Origin of the sequence: Massilia glaciei (assembly GCF_003011895.2) — a bacterium.
GTDB classification, from domain to species: Bacteria; Pseudomonadota; Gammaproteobacteria; order Burkholderiales; family Burkholderiaceae_D; genus Telluria_A; species Telluria_A glaciei.
Genome location: NZ_PXWF02000271.1, coordinates 1 through 16,880 on the forward strand (window position 1 = coordinate 1; position 16,880 = coordinate 16,880).

Genomic DNA, 16,880 nt, shown 5'->3' on the forward strand with positions numbered 1-16,880 from the left:
CCCTGCTCAACCATCGCGGCATTCGCTTTTGCATGCAAAACAGGGCGAAACAGAGGGCGAAACACGAAACAGCACGAAACAGGGGACAGACCCCTGTTTCGCGGAAACGTAGGCGGCTAAAGGCGGTTTCCCTGATATCGGTGATGCGGACGGGCGACTGGGTCCAGAGCCGGCAAACGGACACGGGCTGATGCTTAGCTAGATCATCCGCTCCGTATCGGCCGCGGCCCAGGGCGAGCTGGCATGCGACACGGTCGTGGGGGTTCTTGCCGCCAACCTGGGCACGGTCACAGGTTTTGATGGCAACGCGGGCGCGACGGTCGCGGCGCCGCTGATCACGAGCGTGCCGGTCAGCGCCGCGACGGCCGGCCAGGCCTACCGTTACGCGGCCACCGCCAACGACCCGCAGGGCCTGCCGCTCACGTGGAGCCTGGTGGACGCGCCGACCGGCATGGGCGTCAACAGCGCCGGCGTCGTTGCCTGGGACCGGCCGGTCAGCGGCATGTTCACGGTGACCCTGCGCGCCGACAACGGCCGCGCCTACGGGGAGCAGCGCTACGTGGTCAGCGTGGGCGCCGACGTGCTGCCGCTCGAGATCAGCCTGGGGATCGCCCCGGCGATCGTCAACCTGGGCGAGACGGTCGCGATCACGCTGCTGACCAACGGCGGCGGCGGCGGCGGCGGCGCCGTCGTGGCGCTGACGGTCGACGGCCAGCCCGTCACGCTCGACGCTGAGGGGCGGGCGGTCGTCACCGGCGCCACCGTCGGCGCGCACCAGATCGTGGCGCGCGCCACCGACAGCCGCGGCACGATCGAAAAAAGCAGTTTTTACAGCGTGCGGGTCGACGGCGACGTCAGCGCGCCGCTGGCGAAGATTCTTTCGCCCGCCGACGACGTCGAGGTGACAGCGCCCGTCGACATCACCGGCACCGCGTTCGACGCCAGCCTTGCCTACTACCAGTTGCTGCTGCGCCCGGCCGGCGACGGCGTCTGGCGCGAGATCGGGCGCGGCACCAGCCCGGTGACGGCCGGCGCGCTCGGCAAGCTCGACCCGACGCAACTGTCCAACGGCATTTACGAACTGGCGCTCAACGTGGTCGACGCCAACGGCGCCAAGACCACGTCCCTGGTCACCGTCGACATCAACCGCGAGCCTACGATGGCAACGACCGCCTGACGGGCGAGGAAAGGAGCACTCCGGCCGGCGTGTTGGGGGCGGAGCCGAAAACGGGACCGCGCCCAAGTGTGGCGTGCGGAAATTGCACTGTCAGCGCGCGGTTTGCTGGCGCGTGGCCGGCGCCGGCCGAACAGCCTGGCCGCCGAATCGCTGAACGACCCATTTGCTGATCACCTCCAAGGCGGAGGGGGCGAAGGTTTCTGCGATCTCGGCGTACTCCGCCATCGCGCCGCTGCGCGCGGTCTGGAACATGTGATTCAATTGGGGCAGTTCCTCGATCGTCGCGTCCTGATTGTCCCTCAGGGCGCGCCGTAGCGCGTGCAAGTTCGCCTGCGCCGGCACTTGTTGGTCCACGCCGCCGTTCAACGCCAGAACCGGGATGCGCAATTTCCCCAGTGTCTTGGGCGCATCGTAGAGCAAGACGTCGCGCAACCAGTCACTCGTCATCTCATCGATCAACGCGTCCTTCTCAAGGGCGGATTTTCCGAGTTCGCGCAGACGGGCCGGCGTCAATAGTGCGCCGACCCTCGCGCGCGCGGCCTTTCGGCCTCCCGCCTTGATGGTTGTCTTGTAAAGCAGTGTCAACGCCGGCTCGCCGGCCGTCATCTCTTCGCGCGTCTTCCCCTGTATCACGCCAGCCATCCGGCGTTGTGCCATCAGCAATTCGCCCATGCCCGTCCCAGGCGCGGCCAGCAACACCAGAAACGCGATCGTACTATCTTGCGTCGCCGCGATCGGGGCGACGATTCCCCCTTGGCTGTGGCCGATCAGCCCGATCGACCGGGGGGCGATGCCACTTTGCGCCGCGAGAAACCGCACGGCGGCGCGGGCGTCGCTTGCGAAGTCCAGATTGGTCGCCGTGGCGAAGTCGCCCCCTGACTTTCCGACCCCGCGATCGTCCACCCGCAACACCGCGACGCCATTGCGCGACAGATGGTCGGCCAGGACCGCGAACGGCCGGTGGCCAAAGAGTGTTTCGTCCCGGTCTTGCGGGCCCGAGCCGCTGATCAGGACGGCGGAGGCGAAAGGGCCGGGACCATCGGGCATGGTCAGCGTGCCGGCGAGGGGATGTCCAGTCTCCGGATTGCTAAAGGTGACCTCGCGCATGCCGTAGCCGAACGGCGCGCGCGGCGTCTGGGGGCGCGCGTCGATCCGGGGCGATGCGTCGCCATCGCGTGAAAAAGTCAGGTTTGCCGGCGCCATGCCCTCGCGCCGCCACGTGCCGTTCAGGCCGTCTGCTGTTTCGTTCAAGGCGCCTTCGAACACGACGCCTGCCACCGGCACGCTGAAACGCACGCGCCTGTCAGCGCGCGACAGTTCCGTCAGCGACAAGCCGGCCACCCCCATGTCGGGGGAATCGAGCTTCGCGCCCGTGCCCCGGCTGGTCGTGGCGACATGGAGGATCAAACGCAGGTCTTTCCCCCCGCGCGGCAGGGTCGCGCGCCACTTGCCGTCGATGCCGGCGATCTTCTGGCCCGGAGGATAGGCGCCGCGCGTCCATGTCAAGGGCAGGCTGAGGCCTTGGCGCCAGGTGCCTCGCCAGGTATGGCTCGCCGCGTCGAAGCGGCCCTCGTAGGTCGCTGCTATGGCGTCAATGGCGAGCGTGAGCCGGTCGTCCTCGAGCGCGATCCTTGCAATCGGAATCGCTTGTCCGGGTGCCTGGTCGATGCTCTCGACCGATGCGCTGAGCTGGCCTGCCGCGTCTTTCACAACGGCGAGTTCAAGGTTGTAGGAGCCGGCCGCCGTTTGCAGCGTGCCATGCCATTGACCGGCCAGGGTCGGGGAGGGCGGGGCGTTGCCGCCGGCGTGTACGGCGCCGGCGACGCCGATAAGGCAGGCAAAAATAGCGCTAGCGATGCGGGTTATATCGGTCATGGCTGGTCTCGTCGGTGGGGGGATCTGCGCGGTCGATCTGCAACTAGCGATGCAAACAGCGATGCAACTAGCGATGCAACTGGCGGTGCAACTAGCGATGCAACTAGCGGCTGAATTTCACGGTGACCGGCGGGAGCCCCTCGCGCAGCCATGCGCCCGTCAGGACGGTCTGCTTGTCGCTTAGTTCGCCCTCGAAGACGACGCTGGCAAGTGGCACGCGCAGATGCACACGGTCGCCCGTGCGCGACAGTTCGGTGACGTTCATATCGAGCGCGCCAACGTCGGGGGAGTCGAGCCTGGCCCGCGTTCCGCGCGGTGAGCTGGCGATGCGCAAGGTCAGGCGCATCTGCTTGCCGGCGCGATGCAATGTGGCGCGCCAGTCGCCGTCGATCCCGCCGATGCGCGGTTTCGGCGGCAGCGCGCCGCGCGACCAGGTCAGCGGGAAATGCATGCCGGCCTGCCGCCATACGCCTTCCCATGCGTTTTTGGCGGCGTCGAACTTGCCTTCGTACTCTGCCGATAGTTGGTTGATTTCAAGCCTCAGCTGCTTGTCATCCATGCTGACCGCGCTGACCGGGATGGCCAGGCCCGGCGCCTGGGTCACGCTCTCAAGTGATGCCCTCGGCTTGCCCGGATCGGTTCCATGAATGGCCAATTCCAGGTCGATTTCGCCGTTTGGCGTCTGCACCGTGCCATGCCACATCTGGGTTGCGTTCGGTGCGGTGTCGGGTGGCGTCGCTGCCACGGCGCCTGCGGCGGTGAGCATGCCTGCGATGAGCCCGCGTTTGATTGCGTCGGTGAAGTTCATGTCTTGGGTTCCCTTTCGAGGAGGTTGGCGTCAGCCGCTGGGACTGCTTATTTCGTAGATTAGCTAATTATCGAAATATAGTCAAGGGGTCGGTCGCAAGCTGCTGGAAAGGGATGTCACCGCTCGGTTTTTTTCTTGCCCGGCGACGGCTCGGCCTTAGGCTGGTCGTCCGCCGACTTGGCGACCTGTAGGCCGAACAACTGGGCGAATCCGACCAGAGCGTCCTCGAGTACCGAGAGGTTCAGGTAGTACAGCACGGTCGTGCCGTGTTTGGACGAGGTGATCAGGTTTGCCTCGCGCAGCACCGAAAAATGCGCCGACATGGTCGGCTTTGACACGTCGAACTGGTCGGCGAGTTCGCCGGCCGATTGCGGGCGCTCGCGCAACAGGGCAAGGACCCGCCGGCGGGTCGGGTCCGAAAGTGCTTTGAAAATCTGGCTCATGCTTCCAAGTCTGGCTAACCATCGAACGACGTGGTGGGATTATAGGCGCAGTTGGCGCGCGCCATGCGGGCCCAAACCTTGGAAACGAGCCAGTTGAAGAATCGGCTCAGACAAGTGGGGCGCCATTCCCGCGTCCCTCAGCAGCACGGCGCGGCGGCAGCCCGCGCCGGCCTGTCGAACGGCATGTCCGTGCCGCATGCCGCGAAGATTCCGTAGTGGCGATTGAAGTCGCCGATAAAATCGAAGTGGGAGTGGAAGCGCGTCTCGTGCAGCATGCGCCAGGTGTTGCCGCACACGGGGAACACGCGGCCGGTCTCGATGTCGTGATGCTTGTCGAGCACGAAGCGGTCGGCGCAACCGGGAATGCTGCCGCGGTACACCACCGCCTGGCCGTAGTCTTCGCAGGCGCTTTCGAGCTGGTCGAGCTTGAACAAGCGATAGGTCGCCGAGTGGAAGCCGATGCCCCGTGCGCGCGCGGCGAGCTCCGGGTTGGTGATCTCGAGCGCGCGGTCTTCGAGCAGGCGCGGGTCGGCGAAGCCATGGCGCTTGGCCAGGCGCAGAAAGTCGTTCCAGTACAAGGCGCCGCCCAGGCATTCGCCATACAGCACGGGATCGTCGCGCACCGCGTCCGGCACCCGGCGGTCGGCGTACACGTCGGAGAAGTAGAACTCGCCGCCCGGCTTGAGCAGGCGCTCGACTTCGCGCAGCACCGCGTCCTTGTCGGGCGACAGATTGACCACGCAGTTGGACACGATCACGTCGAAACTCCCTGCCGCCAGGTCCAATTCATCGAGGCGCTCGATGTAGCCGTGCAAAAAGCGCACGTTGTCGTAGCCCACCGTGTCGCGGTGATAGGCCTGGTGGCGGCGCGCCACGGCCAGCTGCTCCTCGGTCATGTCGACGCCGATCACTTCGCCGGTCGCCCCAACCAGTTGCGAGAGCGCGTACACGTCGCGCCCGGAGCCGCTGCCCAGGTCGAGGATGCGGCAGCCCTCGAGCAGAGGCGGGCACACCAGCCCGCAGCCGTAGTAGCGCTCCATCACTTCGGGGTGGATACGCGCGAGCAGGGGCTTGAGCCAGGCCGGCATCTGGCTGATGTCGCAGCAGGCGCTGGTCTTCAAGTCCCCGGTGTTTTGCAAAATCTTGCCGTAGTATTCCTGAACGATGTCCTGAACGATGTCATGCATGCTGCCTCCGATGCTTGTTTAGTTGATCTGGACGGCGCCGTTGTGGCGCGCCAGGAAGCGTTGGTCGATGCGCCGCTTCCAGCGCCACACCCAGCGTCCCTGCCACGACAACGGCCCCCACGCCGCCACCGCGTGTTCGCCGCCCGTGCCCAGCAGGACCAGATGGCGCTTTTGGGCGACGAATTTTTCAAGTGGCCTGCCGCCGAGCAGAGCGCGCAGGTTGTGCGCGAGGACGGGCCCCATGCGCACCGCGAACACGCCCGCTTTCGGCACCGCCACTGCGAAGCTGGCGCAGTCGCCGGCGGCGAAAATGTTCGGATGTGAAACCGAGCGCAAGTCGCTGTCGACCTTGATGAAGCCCGCGCTGTCTTGCGCGATGCCAGCCGCCGCCGGCCAGCCATGCGCTTTCGCGCCCGTGGCCCACAGGACCACGTCGGCCGCCAGCGTGCGCCCGTCGCGGCTGGCCACGCCCGCGTGGTCGAGGCGCGCCGCTTCAAAATCATGGATGACGCGGATCCCGTGCCGCTCGAAATGCGCGCCGATCTTTCTGGCGGCAGACCGCGCCAACGCCGGCAGCGCCGCCTTACCCTGGGTCGCGAGCGCGTACCCGAAAGCGACATGCGGCGCCCACTCGGCCAGTTGGTGCTTTGCCGCGAGGACGCTCTCGACGCCGGCGGCGCCGCCCCCGACCACGAGGACGCTGCAAGCGGCGCCCGGGGGCAGCGCGCGGACATGTTCGCGCAGCGTCTCCCAGCGTTCGTTGAGGCGCGATAGGGGGCGCATCGGCAGCAGTTGCGGGCCCGCGCCTTCGGGCGGGTATGCGGTCGAGCCGATGTCGAGCGACAGCACGTCGTAGTCAAGCTGTTCGCCGCTTTCAAGGTGCAGCACCGAGCCCGCCGCGTCGATGCGGGCCGCCATGCCGATCCGCAGCGTGGCGCCGGCCAGGCGGCACAACCGGGCGAAGTCGATGCAGCATTCGTCCCAACGGTAGTGCCCGGCCATCCAGCCGGGCACCATGCCGGAGTAGGGCGCAAGCGGCGCGGGCGACACCAGGGTCAGCGCGATGCCGTGCGGCGCATCCCTGGCAAAATCGCGCAGCACGCGGGCGTGCGCGTGGCCGGCACCGACCAGCACCAGTCGTTTCATCGGGCCGGCCCCTGTGCGTCGGGCAGAAACTCGAGGTCGCCATACCAGGCGCTCGCGCGCCCGCCGGTGTTGTCGGTGTCGGTCGCGATGGCGACGGCCACGACGTCGGGCGCCGGCTCGCCGAACGCGGCCAGGAAGTCGGCGCGCAGGTCGCGCGTCTCGGTGACCCAGGTGCCGGCCCGCGCCGCGCCGCTTTGCGCGACGATCATGCGGGCGCGGTCGGTGTAGGTGTTGGCCTGTACCGTGCCCACCGGCTGCCGGTTGTCCCAGACGTAGTTCAGCGCCGCGGTCGGCAGCCGCTGTCCGTACAGCGACTCCGCCATTTTCATCTTCAGGCGGTCGGAAAAGGGTAGCCGCGCGGCCGGGTAGTCGAACATCACGTACACGCGCGCGGCGTAGTCGTCGCCGCTTTTTTGGGTCATGTCCGCGTTCGCCACCGGCGCGGCGATCTTCCAGCGCCAGCGCAGCAAGGGGTGGCGCCGGGTGTCGACCCGCACGGTATGGATCAGCCCCGACATGGACTTCTCGGCGTCGGCCTTGAGGACCGTGAGCGCGCCGTCGGCGACGAGGCGGTAGCGCGTGTCGGCCGCCTTGGGCGATGGCTTGAGCGCCTGCCAGCCTTCGATAGGGCCGCCCGGCGCCATGCGCGAGAACGCGGGGATCGCCGCGGCCGCCGAGGCCGCGTCCGCCGTCGCCAGACCGGACAGCAGCGCGGCGGCCATCATGCCGCTGCGGGCGCTCATGCCTGCCACTCCGCGGGGACATGCACCAGATCGCGCGGCTCGTCGATGTCGTGCAAGGTCGGCAGCTCGTGCAAGGAGAGCCCCAGCGCGGCGATGCGTGCCCGCGTCTGCGCCATCACCAGCGGTGTGCTCCACGCGACCGATGCGAATAGTTCGGGCGCGCGGCGCGCCAGGCCCACCAGCACGTAGCCGCCATCGGCGGCGGGGGCGATGACCACGTCGTGCGTGAGCAGTGCCGTGGCGGCGTCGCGCAGCACCGCGGCATCGAGCAGCGGCGCGTCGGTGCCGATCAGGACCACGCGCGGATGGTGTTGGAGGCCGCGCGCGAGGGCGCGTTCCATGCGCTCGCCCAAGTCGCCGCCGCCTTGCCCGGTCAGGCTCACGCCGGCGCCGGCCGCCTGCTGGAATTGGGCGTGCCCGGTATCGGGCGCGCAGCACAGCTCGACGGGGCCGATCCCCGAGTCGACCGCGCTGCGCAGCGTATGGGCGAGCATGACGGAGGCCAGCCCCGCCGCGCCCTCGAAGCCGATCGCCGGCGCCAGGCGCGTTTTGGCCTGGCCCGGCACCGGCGCTTTTGCAAACACGATCAGGAGGCAGCTTGCGTTCATCGGCGATAGACCCGTTCCAGTGTGTCGGCCCCGGCGCCGAACCAATAGCGCAGGCGCAGGCTCCACATCAAGAAAATGGTGCGCCACACGCCCTTGGTCTCCCAGCGCCGCCCGGAGGTGGTGACGCGCTGTGCCAGGCAGGCCGGCGCCGAGCGTGCCTTCAGGCGCCGCGAGAGCTCTATGTCCTCCATCAGCGGCTGGGCCGGAAAGGCGCCCGCCGCAAAAAAGTTTGCGCGCCGCACGAACATGGCCTGGTCCCCGGTGGCGATGCCGGTCAGGCGCGAACGCATGTTCATCAGCGCGGCGACTACCGGCAGCATGCGCGAACGGCCGCATATGCGCACGTCGAAGCGCCCCCATGCCCGGCCTTGCGCGGCCAGCGCCTGCAGGATCAATCCATCGGCTTGGTCGGGCAAGACCGTGTCGGCGTGCAGGAACAGGAGCACCGCGCCGCGCGAGGCGGCCGCGCCCGCGTTCATCTGCTTGGCGCGGCCGCGGGGCGCGTCGATGACTACGTCGGCCAGGGCCGCGGCAATGCTCGCGCTGCAATCGCTGCTGCCGCCGTCGGCGACAATCACCTCCACGCCGCGCGCGCGCATGGGGGCCAGGGCGCGCAGCGTCTGCTCGATTCCGGCCGCTTCGTTAAGCATGGGAACGATGATCGACAGCGGTATGTTGTGCGTTTTTGTGTGCATTCGCTTCCCCCGGTCAGGCCGACCTGCGCCAGCGGTGAAAGCGCGCGGCAAACGCCAGCAGGCGCTGGGGCGCGTGCGCGCGCTTCCATTGACCGGCCGCGAACTTGTTCGCCTCGGCCATCGTCGGGTAGATGTGGATGGTGCCCAGTATCTTGTTCAGGCCGATCCCGTGCTTCATCGCCAGCACATACTCGGCCATCATGTCGCCGGCGTGCTCGGCCACGATGGCCGCGCCCAGGATCTTGTCGCTGCCTTTTTGGGTGAGCACCTTGACAAAGCCGTGCGCCACCTGGTCGGTGATGGCGCGGTCGAGCTCCTCGATGTCGTAGCGTGTCACTTCGACGTCGATGCCCTGCGCGAGCGCCTCGGCCTCCGACAACCCGACCCGTGCCGCTTCGGGCGCGGTGAAGGTGCACCACGGGATCACCGTGTAGTCGGCCTTGAAGCGCTTGAACCCGCCGAACAGCCCGTTGACGGCCGCGTACCAGGCCTGGTGCGACGCTGTGTGGGTGAACTGGTAGGGGCCGGCGACGTCGCCGCAGGCGTAGATGTTTGGATACAGGGTCTGCAGATACGCGTCGGTCTCGATGGTCTTTTTGGGCGACAGGGGTATGCCCAGTTCCTCCAGCCCGAACCCGGTGGTGCGCGCCGCGCGCCCCACCGCGCACAGCAGGATGTCGAAGGCGACCGCGCTTTCGACGCCGTTGTGCCGCACGATGAGCCGCTTGCCTTGCGCGTCCTGTTCGCAGCGCACCGCCTCGTGCGCGGTCAGTATGCGCACGCCGTCGGCCGCCATCGACGCCGACACCGCCCCGGCGACGTCGTCGTCCTCGCGCGACATCAGGCGCGCGCCTTGTTCGACCTGCGTGACGTTGGCGCCGAGGCGAGCAAAGGCCTGGGCCAGCTCGCAGCCGATCGGGCCGCCGCCGAGCACGACCAGCTCGCGCGGCAGCTCGGTGAGCTCCCACAGCGTGTCGGACGTGTAAAAGCCGGCCTCGCGCAGGCCCGGGATGTTCGGCACCACCGCCTGCGCGCCGGTGGCGATCACGATCGAGCGGGTCGAAACGCGCTTGCCGTCGATCTCGACCTCCCACGGCGAGACGATTCTTGCCTTGCCCTGCATGACGTTGACACCGAGGTCGGTGTAGCGCTCGACCGAATCGTGCGGCGCTATCTTCGCGATCACCTGGTGCACGCGCGCCATGACGTCGGCGAAGTCGAACTCCGGCTCGGCGCCGCCGATGCCGAGCGAGCGCGCCCGGCGCGCCTGGCTGACGAAGTTGGCGCTGCGGATCAGGGCCTTGGACGGCACGCAACCATAATTGAGGCAGTCGCCGCCCATCTTGTTGTCCTCGACCAGCGCGACCTTGGCCTTGACCGCGGCGGCGATGTAGGCCGTCACCAGGCCGGCGGCGCCGGCGCCGATCACGACCATGTTGTAGTCGAAGCGCGCCGGTTTTTGCCAGCGCTGGTAGATCTTGCGCGCCTTGATCGCGTCGAGCGTTTTTTTGCCGGCCAGCGGCAGCACGCCGAGCAGCGCGAACGACCCGAGCACGGCCGGCGAGAGGATCCCGGACAGGCTGTCGATCCGCGCCAACTGGGTCCCGGCGTTGACGAACGCGAGCGTCCCGGCCAGCATGCCGAGCTGGCTGACCCAGTAATAAGTGGTGACCCGCATCGCCGTCAATCCCATGACCAGGTTGACCAGGAAAAAGGGGAACAGCGGCACCAGGCGCAGCGTGAACAGGTAGAACGCGCCATCCCTGGCGACGCCGGCATCGATGGCGTCGACTTTGCTCCTGAAATGGGTGCGCACCCAGTCGCGCAGCAGGTAGCGCGACGCCAGGAAGGCGAGGGTGGCGCCGATGGTCGAGGCGAATGAGATGATCAAGGTGCCCGCGAGCAGGCCGAACAGGGCGCCGCCGGCCAGCGTGAGGATGGCCGCCCCAGGCAGCGACAGCGCCGTGACCAGCACGTAGATGCCGAAAAATATGGCGACCGCCTGGGCCGGATGGGCCGCGTGGTAGGCCTGGAACGACTGCTGCTGCGCCTTGAGAAAATCGAGCGTGAAATAGCGTCCAAGATCGAAGGCGAAATAGGCGGCGACGGCCGCCGCCAGCAGCACCAGCCCCGCCACGCGTGATTTGTTCATGCGAGCGCACCGCCGCAACTGCTGCCCTGGCCGGCGGTGCAGCCGTAGCAGTGGTCGGCGATCGCAATCGACCCGCAGTCGACGTCATGGCGCAGCAGGTCGTCGAGGTGCGGGCGCAGGGCGCCGCCGATCGGGGCCGGCATGCCGAGCATTTGGTTGAAGTCGCAATCGTACAAATAGCCCTGCCAGTCGACGCTGACCAGCGTCCTGCACATGACGCCGTCGAGATTTTTTTCGAGGTAGTTGGCCTTGAGCAGCGCCATATAGTCGTGGAACTGCCCTTTGGAGACGAGGGTGGAGCCGAAGCGCTGGATCGGCATGTTGACGATGACGAACAACTGGTTGAACTCGATACCGAAATGCGCGGCCAGCTCCTTCTTGTAGTCGGCCTCGAGCTGCTGCTGGCCAGGCGGCAGGACCGCTCCCTGGGGGTTGTACACCAGGTTCAACACCAGTCCGGTGCCGGGCTTGCCGTAGCCGAGTTTGTTGAGCGCCTGCAGGGCGGCGATGCTGCGCTCGAACACGCCGTCGCCGCGCTGCTTGTCGACGTTCTCCTGCGAATAGCAGGGCAGCGAGGCGGTGATCTCGACTCCCTCCGCGGCGAGGAATTCGGCCAGGTCCTCGTAGCCCGGCTCCGACAGGATCGTCAGGTTGCAGCGGTCGATCACCCGCACGCCGAGCGCGCGCGCGCGCCGCACCAGGGAGCGGAACCGCGGATTCATCTCGGGCGCGCCACCGGTCAGATCGAGCGTGCCCAGAGCGCCGGCGGCGAGCACCTCGATGACTGTGTCGATGGTCTTCGGGTCCATGACCTCCTTGCGCGTGGGGCCGGCGTTGACATGGCAGTGCAGGCAGGTCTGGTTGCACTTGTAACCCAGGTTGACCTGCAAGGTGTCGAGCGCGCGGCGTTTGAGCGGCGGAAAGCTGGTTTTGCGCAGCAGCGGATAGGTGGCGTGCATGGGAGTTTTCCTGATATTCGAAAAGGTGACTAGCGCTGCAGGACCGTGATCCACTCGCGCTGTTGATCGGACAGCGCCGCCACGGGCGTGAGCATCGCGTATTGCAGGGCGGTGCGAATGTCACGCTCCTCGGCCGGCCGTTCGTCGGACAGCAGCGCGTGCAGCAACTGATGCGCTTTCTCGAGGCTGCTGCGGTACAGGCCGAAGATTTCGGTCGCCTGCACATGCTTTGTAGGATCGTCCATCCAGCAGTCGTAGTCGGTGGCGATGCCGATGGTGGCGTAGCAGATCTGCGCTTCGCGCGCGAGGAACACCTCGGGCACATTGGTCATGCCGACCACGTGGCATCCGGCCTGGCGCAAAAAATGGCTTTCGGCGCGCGTGCCCAGCCGCGGTCCTTCGACGCAGGCGTAGGTCACGCCCGTGTGGATCGTGGTGCCCAGCCGTGCGGCGTGGCGTTCGATCCATTGCACCAGATTGGCGCTGACGGGATTGGCGGTCGAGACATGCACCGCCACCCCGCCGCCGAAGAAGGTTGGTTCGCGCCGGCCGCGGGTCCAGTCGAAATACTGGTCGGGTACCGCCAGATGGCCCGGCGCGATCGCCTCGTCCAGGCTGCCGACGGCGGAAATGCCGATGATTTGCGTCGCGCCCAGGGCCTTGAGCGCAAAAATATTGGCGCGGTAGTTGACCTCGTGCGGCAGGTACTGGTGCCGGGCGCCGTGCCGCGACAGGAACAGGATGTCGTGGTTGCCGAGCCGGCCGCGCACGATCGGCGAGGACGGCGCCCCGAACGGCGTCGTGGGCTGGTGCGTCTCGATGACGTCGAGCTGCGCCATTTGCGAAAGGCCGGTACCGCCAATTACTGCGAGCATGTTTTCTCCGTTTTGCCGCGTTGTTGCTTGTTGGTGAATGTGCAATTATCGAATATATGTCGGGCGTGCGGGGCCAAACCTTACATACGTTGAAAAAGAAGTTTTGGATTCAATGGCAAGCAGCGGTCCGCGCGACTGGCAAAAGTTGGAAGCGTACTCGAAAACAGGTCAAAGCGAGCCAATGCCGGCGATTTGCGCCGAATCCTGTTTGGCTTGGTGGCCATGGCCCCGCGAGAAGCCCGAGGCCGATGCGGTTCGACCTGGGCTGAAGGAAAACGGTCGCTGGATGGAAGGGTATGGCAGAGTCGCTGAGATGGCCGGCGCCATACGCGCGCCGGCGCCCTGTTCGCGGCGCACGCGTTGGCGGCGCCGCGCATGGCGGGCCCGGGTGGCGGCAGTTCCTTGTGGTGCTGGGGGCATGGCTGCGGTACTGGTTGCAGCTGTAGACCCGGGCAATGCTTGAGCGCCGGGCACGGGTCGGAATCAAAAAACGGGGCCCGATTTTACGACGCCGTGCGCGCTTTTCGGCGGCGCCAACGGCATCTGGCGGCCCTGATGGCGGGGCAGCAAGCGGCCGATGGCGGCTGCGCCCCTGTGCGCCAACGCGCCAGCGCGATCAGGCGATCAGTCGAGCAGGGCCGCCGGTCCGAAGAACTCGTAATGGGTCTGGTTTTCGGGCACGCCAAGCTCGCGCAGGCTACGTTTCACGGACTGCATAAAGCCCGTCGGGCCAAGAAAATAGGCATCGATGTCGCGCGACTGGGGTAGCCAGCTCTCGAGCAGCGCCTTGTCGATGAATCCGACGGCATCGGGCCTGTCTGTCGGCGCGTGGTGTTGGTTGTAGCAATAAAATCGTTTGAAGTTGGAATGGCGCTTTGCCAGCGCATCGATGTGTTTTCTGAAGGCATGGACATTGACATCGCGCGCCGAATGGATGAAGCGGATTTCCCGTCCTGTTTCCAGCGCGCTTTCCAGCATCGCCAAGGTGGGCGTAAGGCCCACTCCGCCGCTGATCAGCACCAGCGGCTTGTCGGTCTTCGACAGCACAAAGGCGCCGGCGGGCGGGAGCAGCTGCAGTTGGTCCCCCTCTTGTACGACGTCGTGCAGATACGATGACATTTTTCCCTGCGGCTCTCTTTTAACGCTGATCCGGTAGGTTTTGCCATTGGCGGCCGCGGACAAGGAGTACTGACGTCGGATTGACTCGCCGTTCGGGCGCGCGCCCACGCTGATGTATTGGCCGGGCTCATGGGCCATCACCGGCCCGCCGTCGGCGGCCACGAAAGTAAACGATGTGATTTCCGCGCTCTCGGGCGTTTTCTTCTCGACGATGAACGCGCGCGGCCCCGACCACCCGCCCGCGGCGCCAGCTTGCGCGGCATAGATTGCCTTTTCGCCCCTGACGAGGATGTCGGCAAGCTGGCCATACGCCGCCGCCCAGGCGTCGATCACGCTGTCTGTGGCAACGTCGGCGCCAAGCACCTCGCGTATGGCCTTAAGCAGGGAAGCGCCGACCAGGGGATAGTGCTCAGGCAGGATCTGAAGGGCCACGTGCTTGTTGATGATCGTGTCAACGAGCGGTCCGAGGCGCTCCAGGTTGTTGATGTTGCGGGCATACGCGAGGATGCCGTTTGCGAGCGCCCGCTGTTGGGCCCCAGCGGTTTGATTGGCCTGGTTGAAATAGGGGACGACCTCGGGATAGTCCTTGAACAGGGTTTGGTAGAAGTGCGTGACAAGCGCCTCGCCGCCTGATTCAAGCAGGGGCACGGTGGCCGTAACGATGGCGCGCTGGTCTGTAGACAACATGTTTATCTTTCGTCGATTGGTCGGGATTGGTGCGCTATTTTATGCGGCTTGGCATGAACATGCAAATTAGATGTATGTTTTACTGAGTTGGCTTGACGCATGCCGATGCCGAGCGCGATGAGACAGTCGACGCTCGCGACTGCGCCTTGGCGGCGCGTGCTTTTGGCGTGCTCGGGAGGGCGGCTCCCCATAGCCGGAAAGAAAATCGCAACATCGCGCCGCATCGGCTGGTCGCCGACGGCTGCCAAAAGGATTGTCTTCCAAACCGTAAAAACCGGCTTCAGCCTCTCAATCCTGTCAGTTCTGGCGCCGCTCCGGTATCATTTGGAGATGAACAAGATTTCTTTCACTCCTTTTATCATTGGCGTCGCCGGCGGAAGCGGCAGTGGCAAGTCAACGGTGACCCAGCAAGTGCTCGCTTCGTTCGGTGCCGAGATGGTTTCTGTCGTGATGCAGGACGACTACTACTGCGACCAATCCGAGCTCTCCCCTGAACTGCGCCGCAAGCAAAATTACGACCATCCGCAGGCCTTTGACTGGCCACTGCTGGTGCAGCACGTCGAGGCTTTGCGTAATGGCGAGGCGATCGAGATGCCGGAATACGATTTCACGATCGACAACCGCTCCAACAAGACCATTCCCGTCAAACCAGCCCCGGTCATCGTGATCGAAGGCCTGTTTGCCTTGTATGACGCGGACCTGCGCAACAAGATGTCGCTCAAAATCTTTGTCGACACCGCTTCCGATATCCGTTTCATCCGCCGCATGCAAAGGGATATCACCGAACGTGGCCGCTCGGTCGAGAGCGTCGTCGGCCAGTACCTCGAAACAGTGCGTCCGATGCACAAGCAATTCATCGAGCCGACCAAGCGCCACGCCGATGTCATTTTTCCGCACGGCGCCAATGGCCCGGCAGTCGATGTGATCGTCACCAAGGTGGCGAGCGTCATCGGCCAGTTGAACAGGCCCTTCTGATCTCCCAGTCAGACCACGTTCCATTCGCCGTTGAGCTTCGCCAAACCGCGCGACGAGAACCGACGAAGGCCCATCACCGCTTATTTGATGCCAAAACCTTGATTCCAAAACCGGGCGCGCTAGCATGGCAGGTAAGATGTAACTTTATTACAAGAAGACAATGCCGAGACGATAGCGATGAACACGACTGAGATTTTTTTGCTTGCAATGATGTTGATCTTCACGATCCCCTATATCGTTTGGCGTTTCGGGCGGACAGATTATTACGCGCCTTTGGTGGTGGTGCAGATCATTTGCGGAATACTGCTTGGCCCCGGTGCCTTGGGCGCCGTGTATCCGGACTACTATCAATTCGTCTTCAACCCGCAGGTAATTCTCACCTTGAGCGGCATCGCTTGGTGGGCGGTCATGCTGTTCGTCATGATCGCCGGCATCGAACTGGACATCGGCAAGGCCTGGGAGCACCGGCGCGAAACCGGGATCACCGCGGGGCTTGCGCTGGGCGTGCCGCTCGTCTTCGGCGGCATCGCCGCGGCGGGCATGCTCGGCTACGCGGGCTGGATCGGTTCGAAGGCGGCGACCTGGCAGTTCATCGCCGGTGTCGGCATGGCGTGCGCGGTCACCGCTTTGCCGATTCTGATCCTGCTGATGGAGAAACTCGAGATCCTGCGCCAGCCGATCGGCCAGCGCATCCTGCGCTATGCCAGCGTCGACGATATTGCCATCTGGGGGGTGCTGGCGCTGATCCTTCTCGACTGGGAGAGGGTGGGGCGCCAGGCGGGATTCCTGGTCGGCTTTGGCGTCGTCACCTTTGGCTTCCGGCGCCTGATGGCGGCGCTCAAGGAGGGGGACCGCTGGTACGTCGCGCTGATCTGGCTGGCCGTATGCGGCTTCGGCGCGGACTGGGCCGGTCTGCACTATATGGTCGGCGCCTTCCTTGCCGGTGTGGTGATGGATGCCGCCTGGTTCGATCAGACCAAAATGGACAATCTGCGCGCCAATGTCCTGCTGGTGGTGATGCCCGTGTTCTTCCTTAGCACCGGTCTGCGCACCAACTGGGGCGTCGGTGGTTCGGCCGTGTTCATCGCGGCGGCGGCGCTGCTGTTCGCTTCCGTCAGCGGCAAATTGATCGGCCTGCGGATCGCGGGCAAGGTGCTCAAGTGGGCGCCGGGCGAGGCGAGCATCATCGGCTGGTTGCTGCAGACCAAGGCCCTGATCATGATCATCTTCGCCAACATCTTGCTCGACAAGCAAATCATCACCAACGAAACCTTCACCGCCTTGCTGTTGATGGCCGTCGGCAGCACCATGCTGACCGTGCCGGTGGTCCATCCGAAGCTGCGGCGCATGAGGGAAATCATATTCCGTTCGGGCGGCGCCGCTACAGACGCGGCGACGTCGCAAGCGCAAAGACCTGGCCCTTGAGCGAAC

Annotated in this window: 15 protein-coding genes; 3 read left to right on the forward strand and 12 right to left on the reverse strand. The window is 65.7% G+C overall.

Going from position 1 to position 16,880, the window contains the following annotated elements; genetic code table 11:
• Nucleotides 1-256 precede the first annotated feature (256 nt).
• A complete protein-coding gene (locus C7C56_RS19770) occupies nucleotides 257-1,177 on the forward strand; it encodes a putative Ig domain-containing protein (protein ID WP_106759087.1) in 921 nt (306 codons plus the stop codon).
• 90 nt (nucleotides 1,178-1,267) lie between these two features.
• On the opposite strand, the gene C7C56_RS19775 is transcribed toward C7C56_RS19770, so the two are convergent.
• The 12 genes from C7C56_RS19775 to hmpA all read right to left on the reverse strand — a co-directional run bounded on the left by C7C56_RS19775 (nucleotide 1,268) and on the right by hmpA (nucleotide 14,474).
• A complete protein-coding gene (locus C7C56_RS19775; RefSeq protein ID WP_106759088.1) occupies nucleotides 1,268-3,052 on the reverse strand; it encodes an alpha/beta hydrolase family protein in 1,785 nt (594 codons plus the stop codon).
• Between the two features lie 103 nt (nucleotides 3,053-3,155).
• Nucleotides 3,156-3,860, reverse strand: coding sequence for a hypothetical protein (locus C7C56_RS19780; protein ID WP_106759089.1), 705 nt, complete (start codon nucleotides 3,858-3,860; stop codon nucleotides 3,156-3,158).
• 116 nt (nucleotides 3,861-3,976) lie between these two features.
• Complete coding sequence (locus tag C7C56_RS19785; RefSeq protein ID WP_106759090.1) at nucleotides 3,977-4,303, reverse strand: autorepressor SdpR family transcription factor; 327 nt, start codon at nucleotides 4,301-4,303, stop codon at nucleotides 3,977-3,979.
• Nucleotides 4,304-4,440: 137 nt separating this feature from the next.
• On the reverse strand, nucleotides 4,441-5,490 hold the full coding sequence (locus C7C56_RS19790; protein WP_106759091.1) for a methyltransferase domain-containing protein: 1,050 nt from the start codon (nucleotides 5,488-5,490) through the stop codon (nucleotides 4,441-4,443).
• Nucleotides 5,491-5,508: 18 nt separating this feature from the next.
• A complete protein-coding gene (locus C7C56_RS19795) occupies nucleotides 5,509-6,636 on the reverse strand; it encodes an FAD-dependent oxidoreductase (RefSeq protein WP_106759092.1) in 1,128 nt (375 codons plus the stop codon).
• Nucleotides 6,633-7,379 carry a DUF3047 domain-containing protein gene (locus tag C7C56_RS19800; protein WP_106759093.1) on the reverse strand — a complete coding sequence of 249 codons (747 nt, stop codon included), beginning with the start codon at nucleotides 7,377-7,379 and terminating at the stop codon, nucleotides 6,633-6,635. The genes C7C56_RS19795 and C7C56_RS19800 overlap by 4 nt, the downstream gene beginning before the upstream one ends.
• Nucleotides 7,376-7,987: a TIGR04282 family arsenosugar biosynthesis glycosyltransferase gene (locus C7C56_RS19805; RefSeq protein WP_106759094.1), complete on the reverse strand. Its 612-nt coding sequence runs from the start codon at nucleotides 7,985-7,987 to the stop codon at nucleotides 7,376-7,378. The genes C7C56_RS19800 and C7C56_RS19805 overlap by 4 nt, the downstream gene beginning before the upstream one ends.
• Entirely contained in the window at nucleotides 7,984-8,682 is a 699-nt protein-coding gene (locus C7C56_RS19810; RefSeq protein ID WP_106759095.1) for a TIGR04283 family arsenosugar biosynthesis glycosyltransferase, read from the reverse strand. The genes C7C56_RS19805 and C7C56_RS19810 overlap by 4 nt, the downstream gene beginning before the upstream one ends.
• Before the next feature lie 13 nt (nucleotides 8,683-8,695).
• A complete protein-coding gene (locus C7C56_RS19815; RefSeq protein ID WP_106759096.1) occupies nucleotides 8,696-10,834 on the reverse strand; it encodes a dihydrolipoyl dehydrogenase family protein in 2,139 nt (712 codons plus the stop codon).
• Nucleotides 10,831-11,793 carry an arsenosugar biosynthesis radical SAM (seleno)protein ArsS gene (gene arsS / locus C7C56_RS19820; RefSeq protein ID WP_106759097.1) on the reverse strand — a complete coding sequence of 321 codons (963 nt, stop codon included), beginning with the start codon at nucleotides 11,791-11,793 and terminating at the stop codon, nucleotides 10,831-10,833. Before arsS ends, C7C56_RS19815 begins: the two co-directional genes overlap by 4 nt.
• Before the next feature lie 29 nt (nucleotides 11,794-11,822).
• Complete coding sequence (gene mtnP / locus C7C56_RS19825) at nucleotides 11,823-12,668, reverse strand: S-methyl-5'-thioadenosine phosphorylase (protein ID WP_106759098.1); 846 nt, start codon at nucleotides 12,666-12,668, stop codon at nucleotides 11,823-11,825.
• 624 nt (nucleotides 12,669-13,292) lie between these two features.
• Nucleotides 13,293-14,474 carry an NO-inducible flavohemoprotein gene (hmpA, locus tag C7C56_RS19830; RefSeq protein ID WP_106759099.1) on the reverse strand — a complete coding sequence of 394 codons (1,182 nt, stop codon included), beginning with the start codon at nucleotides 14,472-14,474 and terminating at the stop codon, nucleotides 13,293-13,295.
• A 99-nt stretch (nucleotides 14,475-14,573) separates the two neighbouring features.
• Here hmpA and udk point away from each other — a divergent pair, with 99 nt between their 5' ends.
• Entirely contained in the window at nucleotides 14,574-15,449 is an 876-nt protein-coding gene (gene udk / locus C7C56_RS19835) for a uridine kinase (protein WP_229458879.1), read from the forward strand.
• Between the two features lie 177 nt (nucleotides 15,450-15,626).
• Nucleotides 15,627-16,874 (forward strand): cation:proton antiporter, encoded by a 1,248-nt coding sequence (locus C7C56_RS19840; protein WP_181373263.1) that lies wholly within the window; start codon nucleotides 15,627-15,629, stop codon nucleotides 16,872-16,874.
• Nucleotides 16,875-16,880 lie beyond the last annotated feature (6 nt).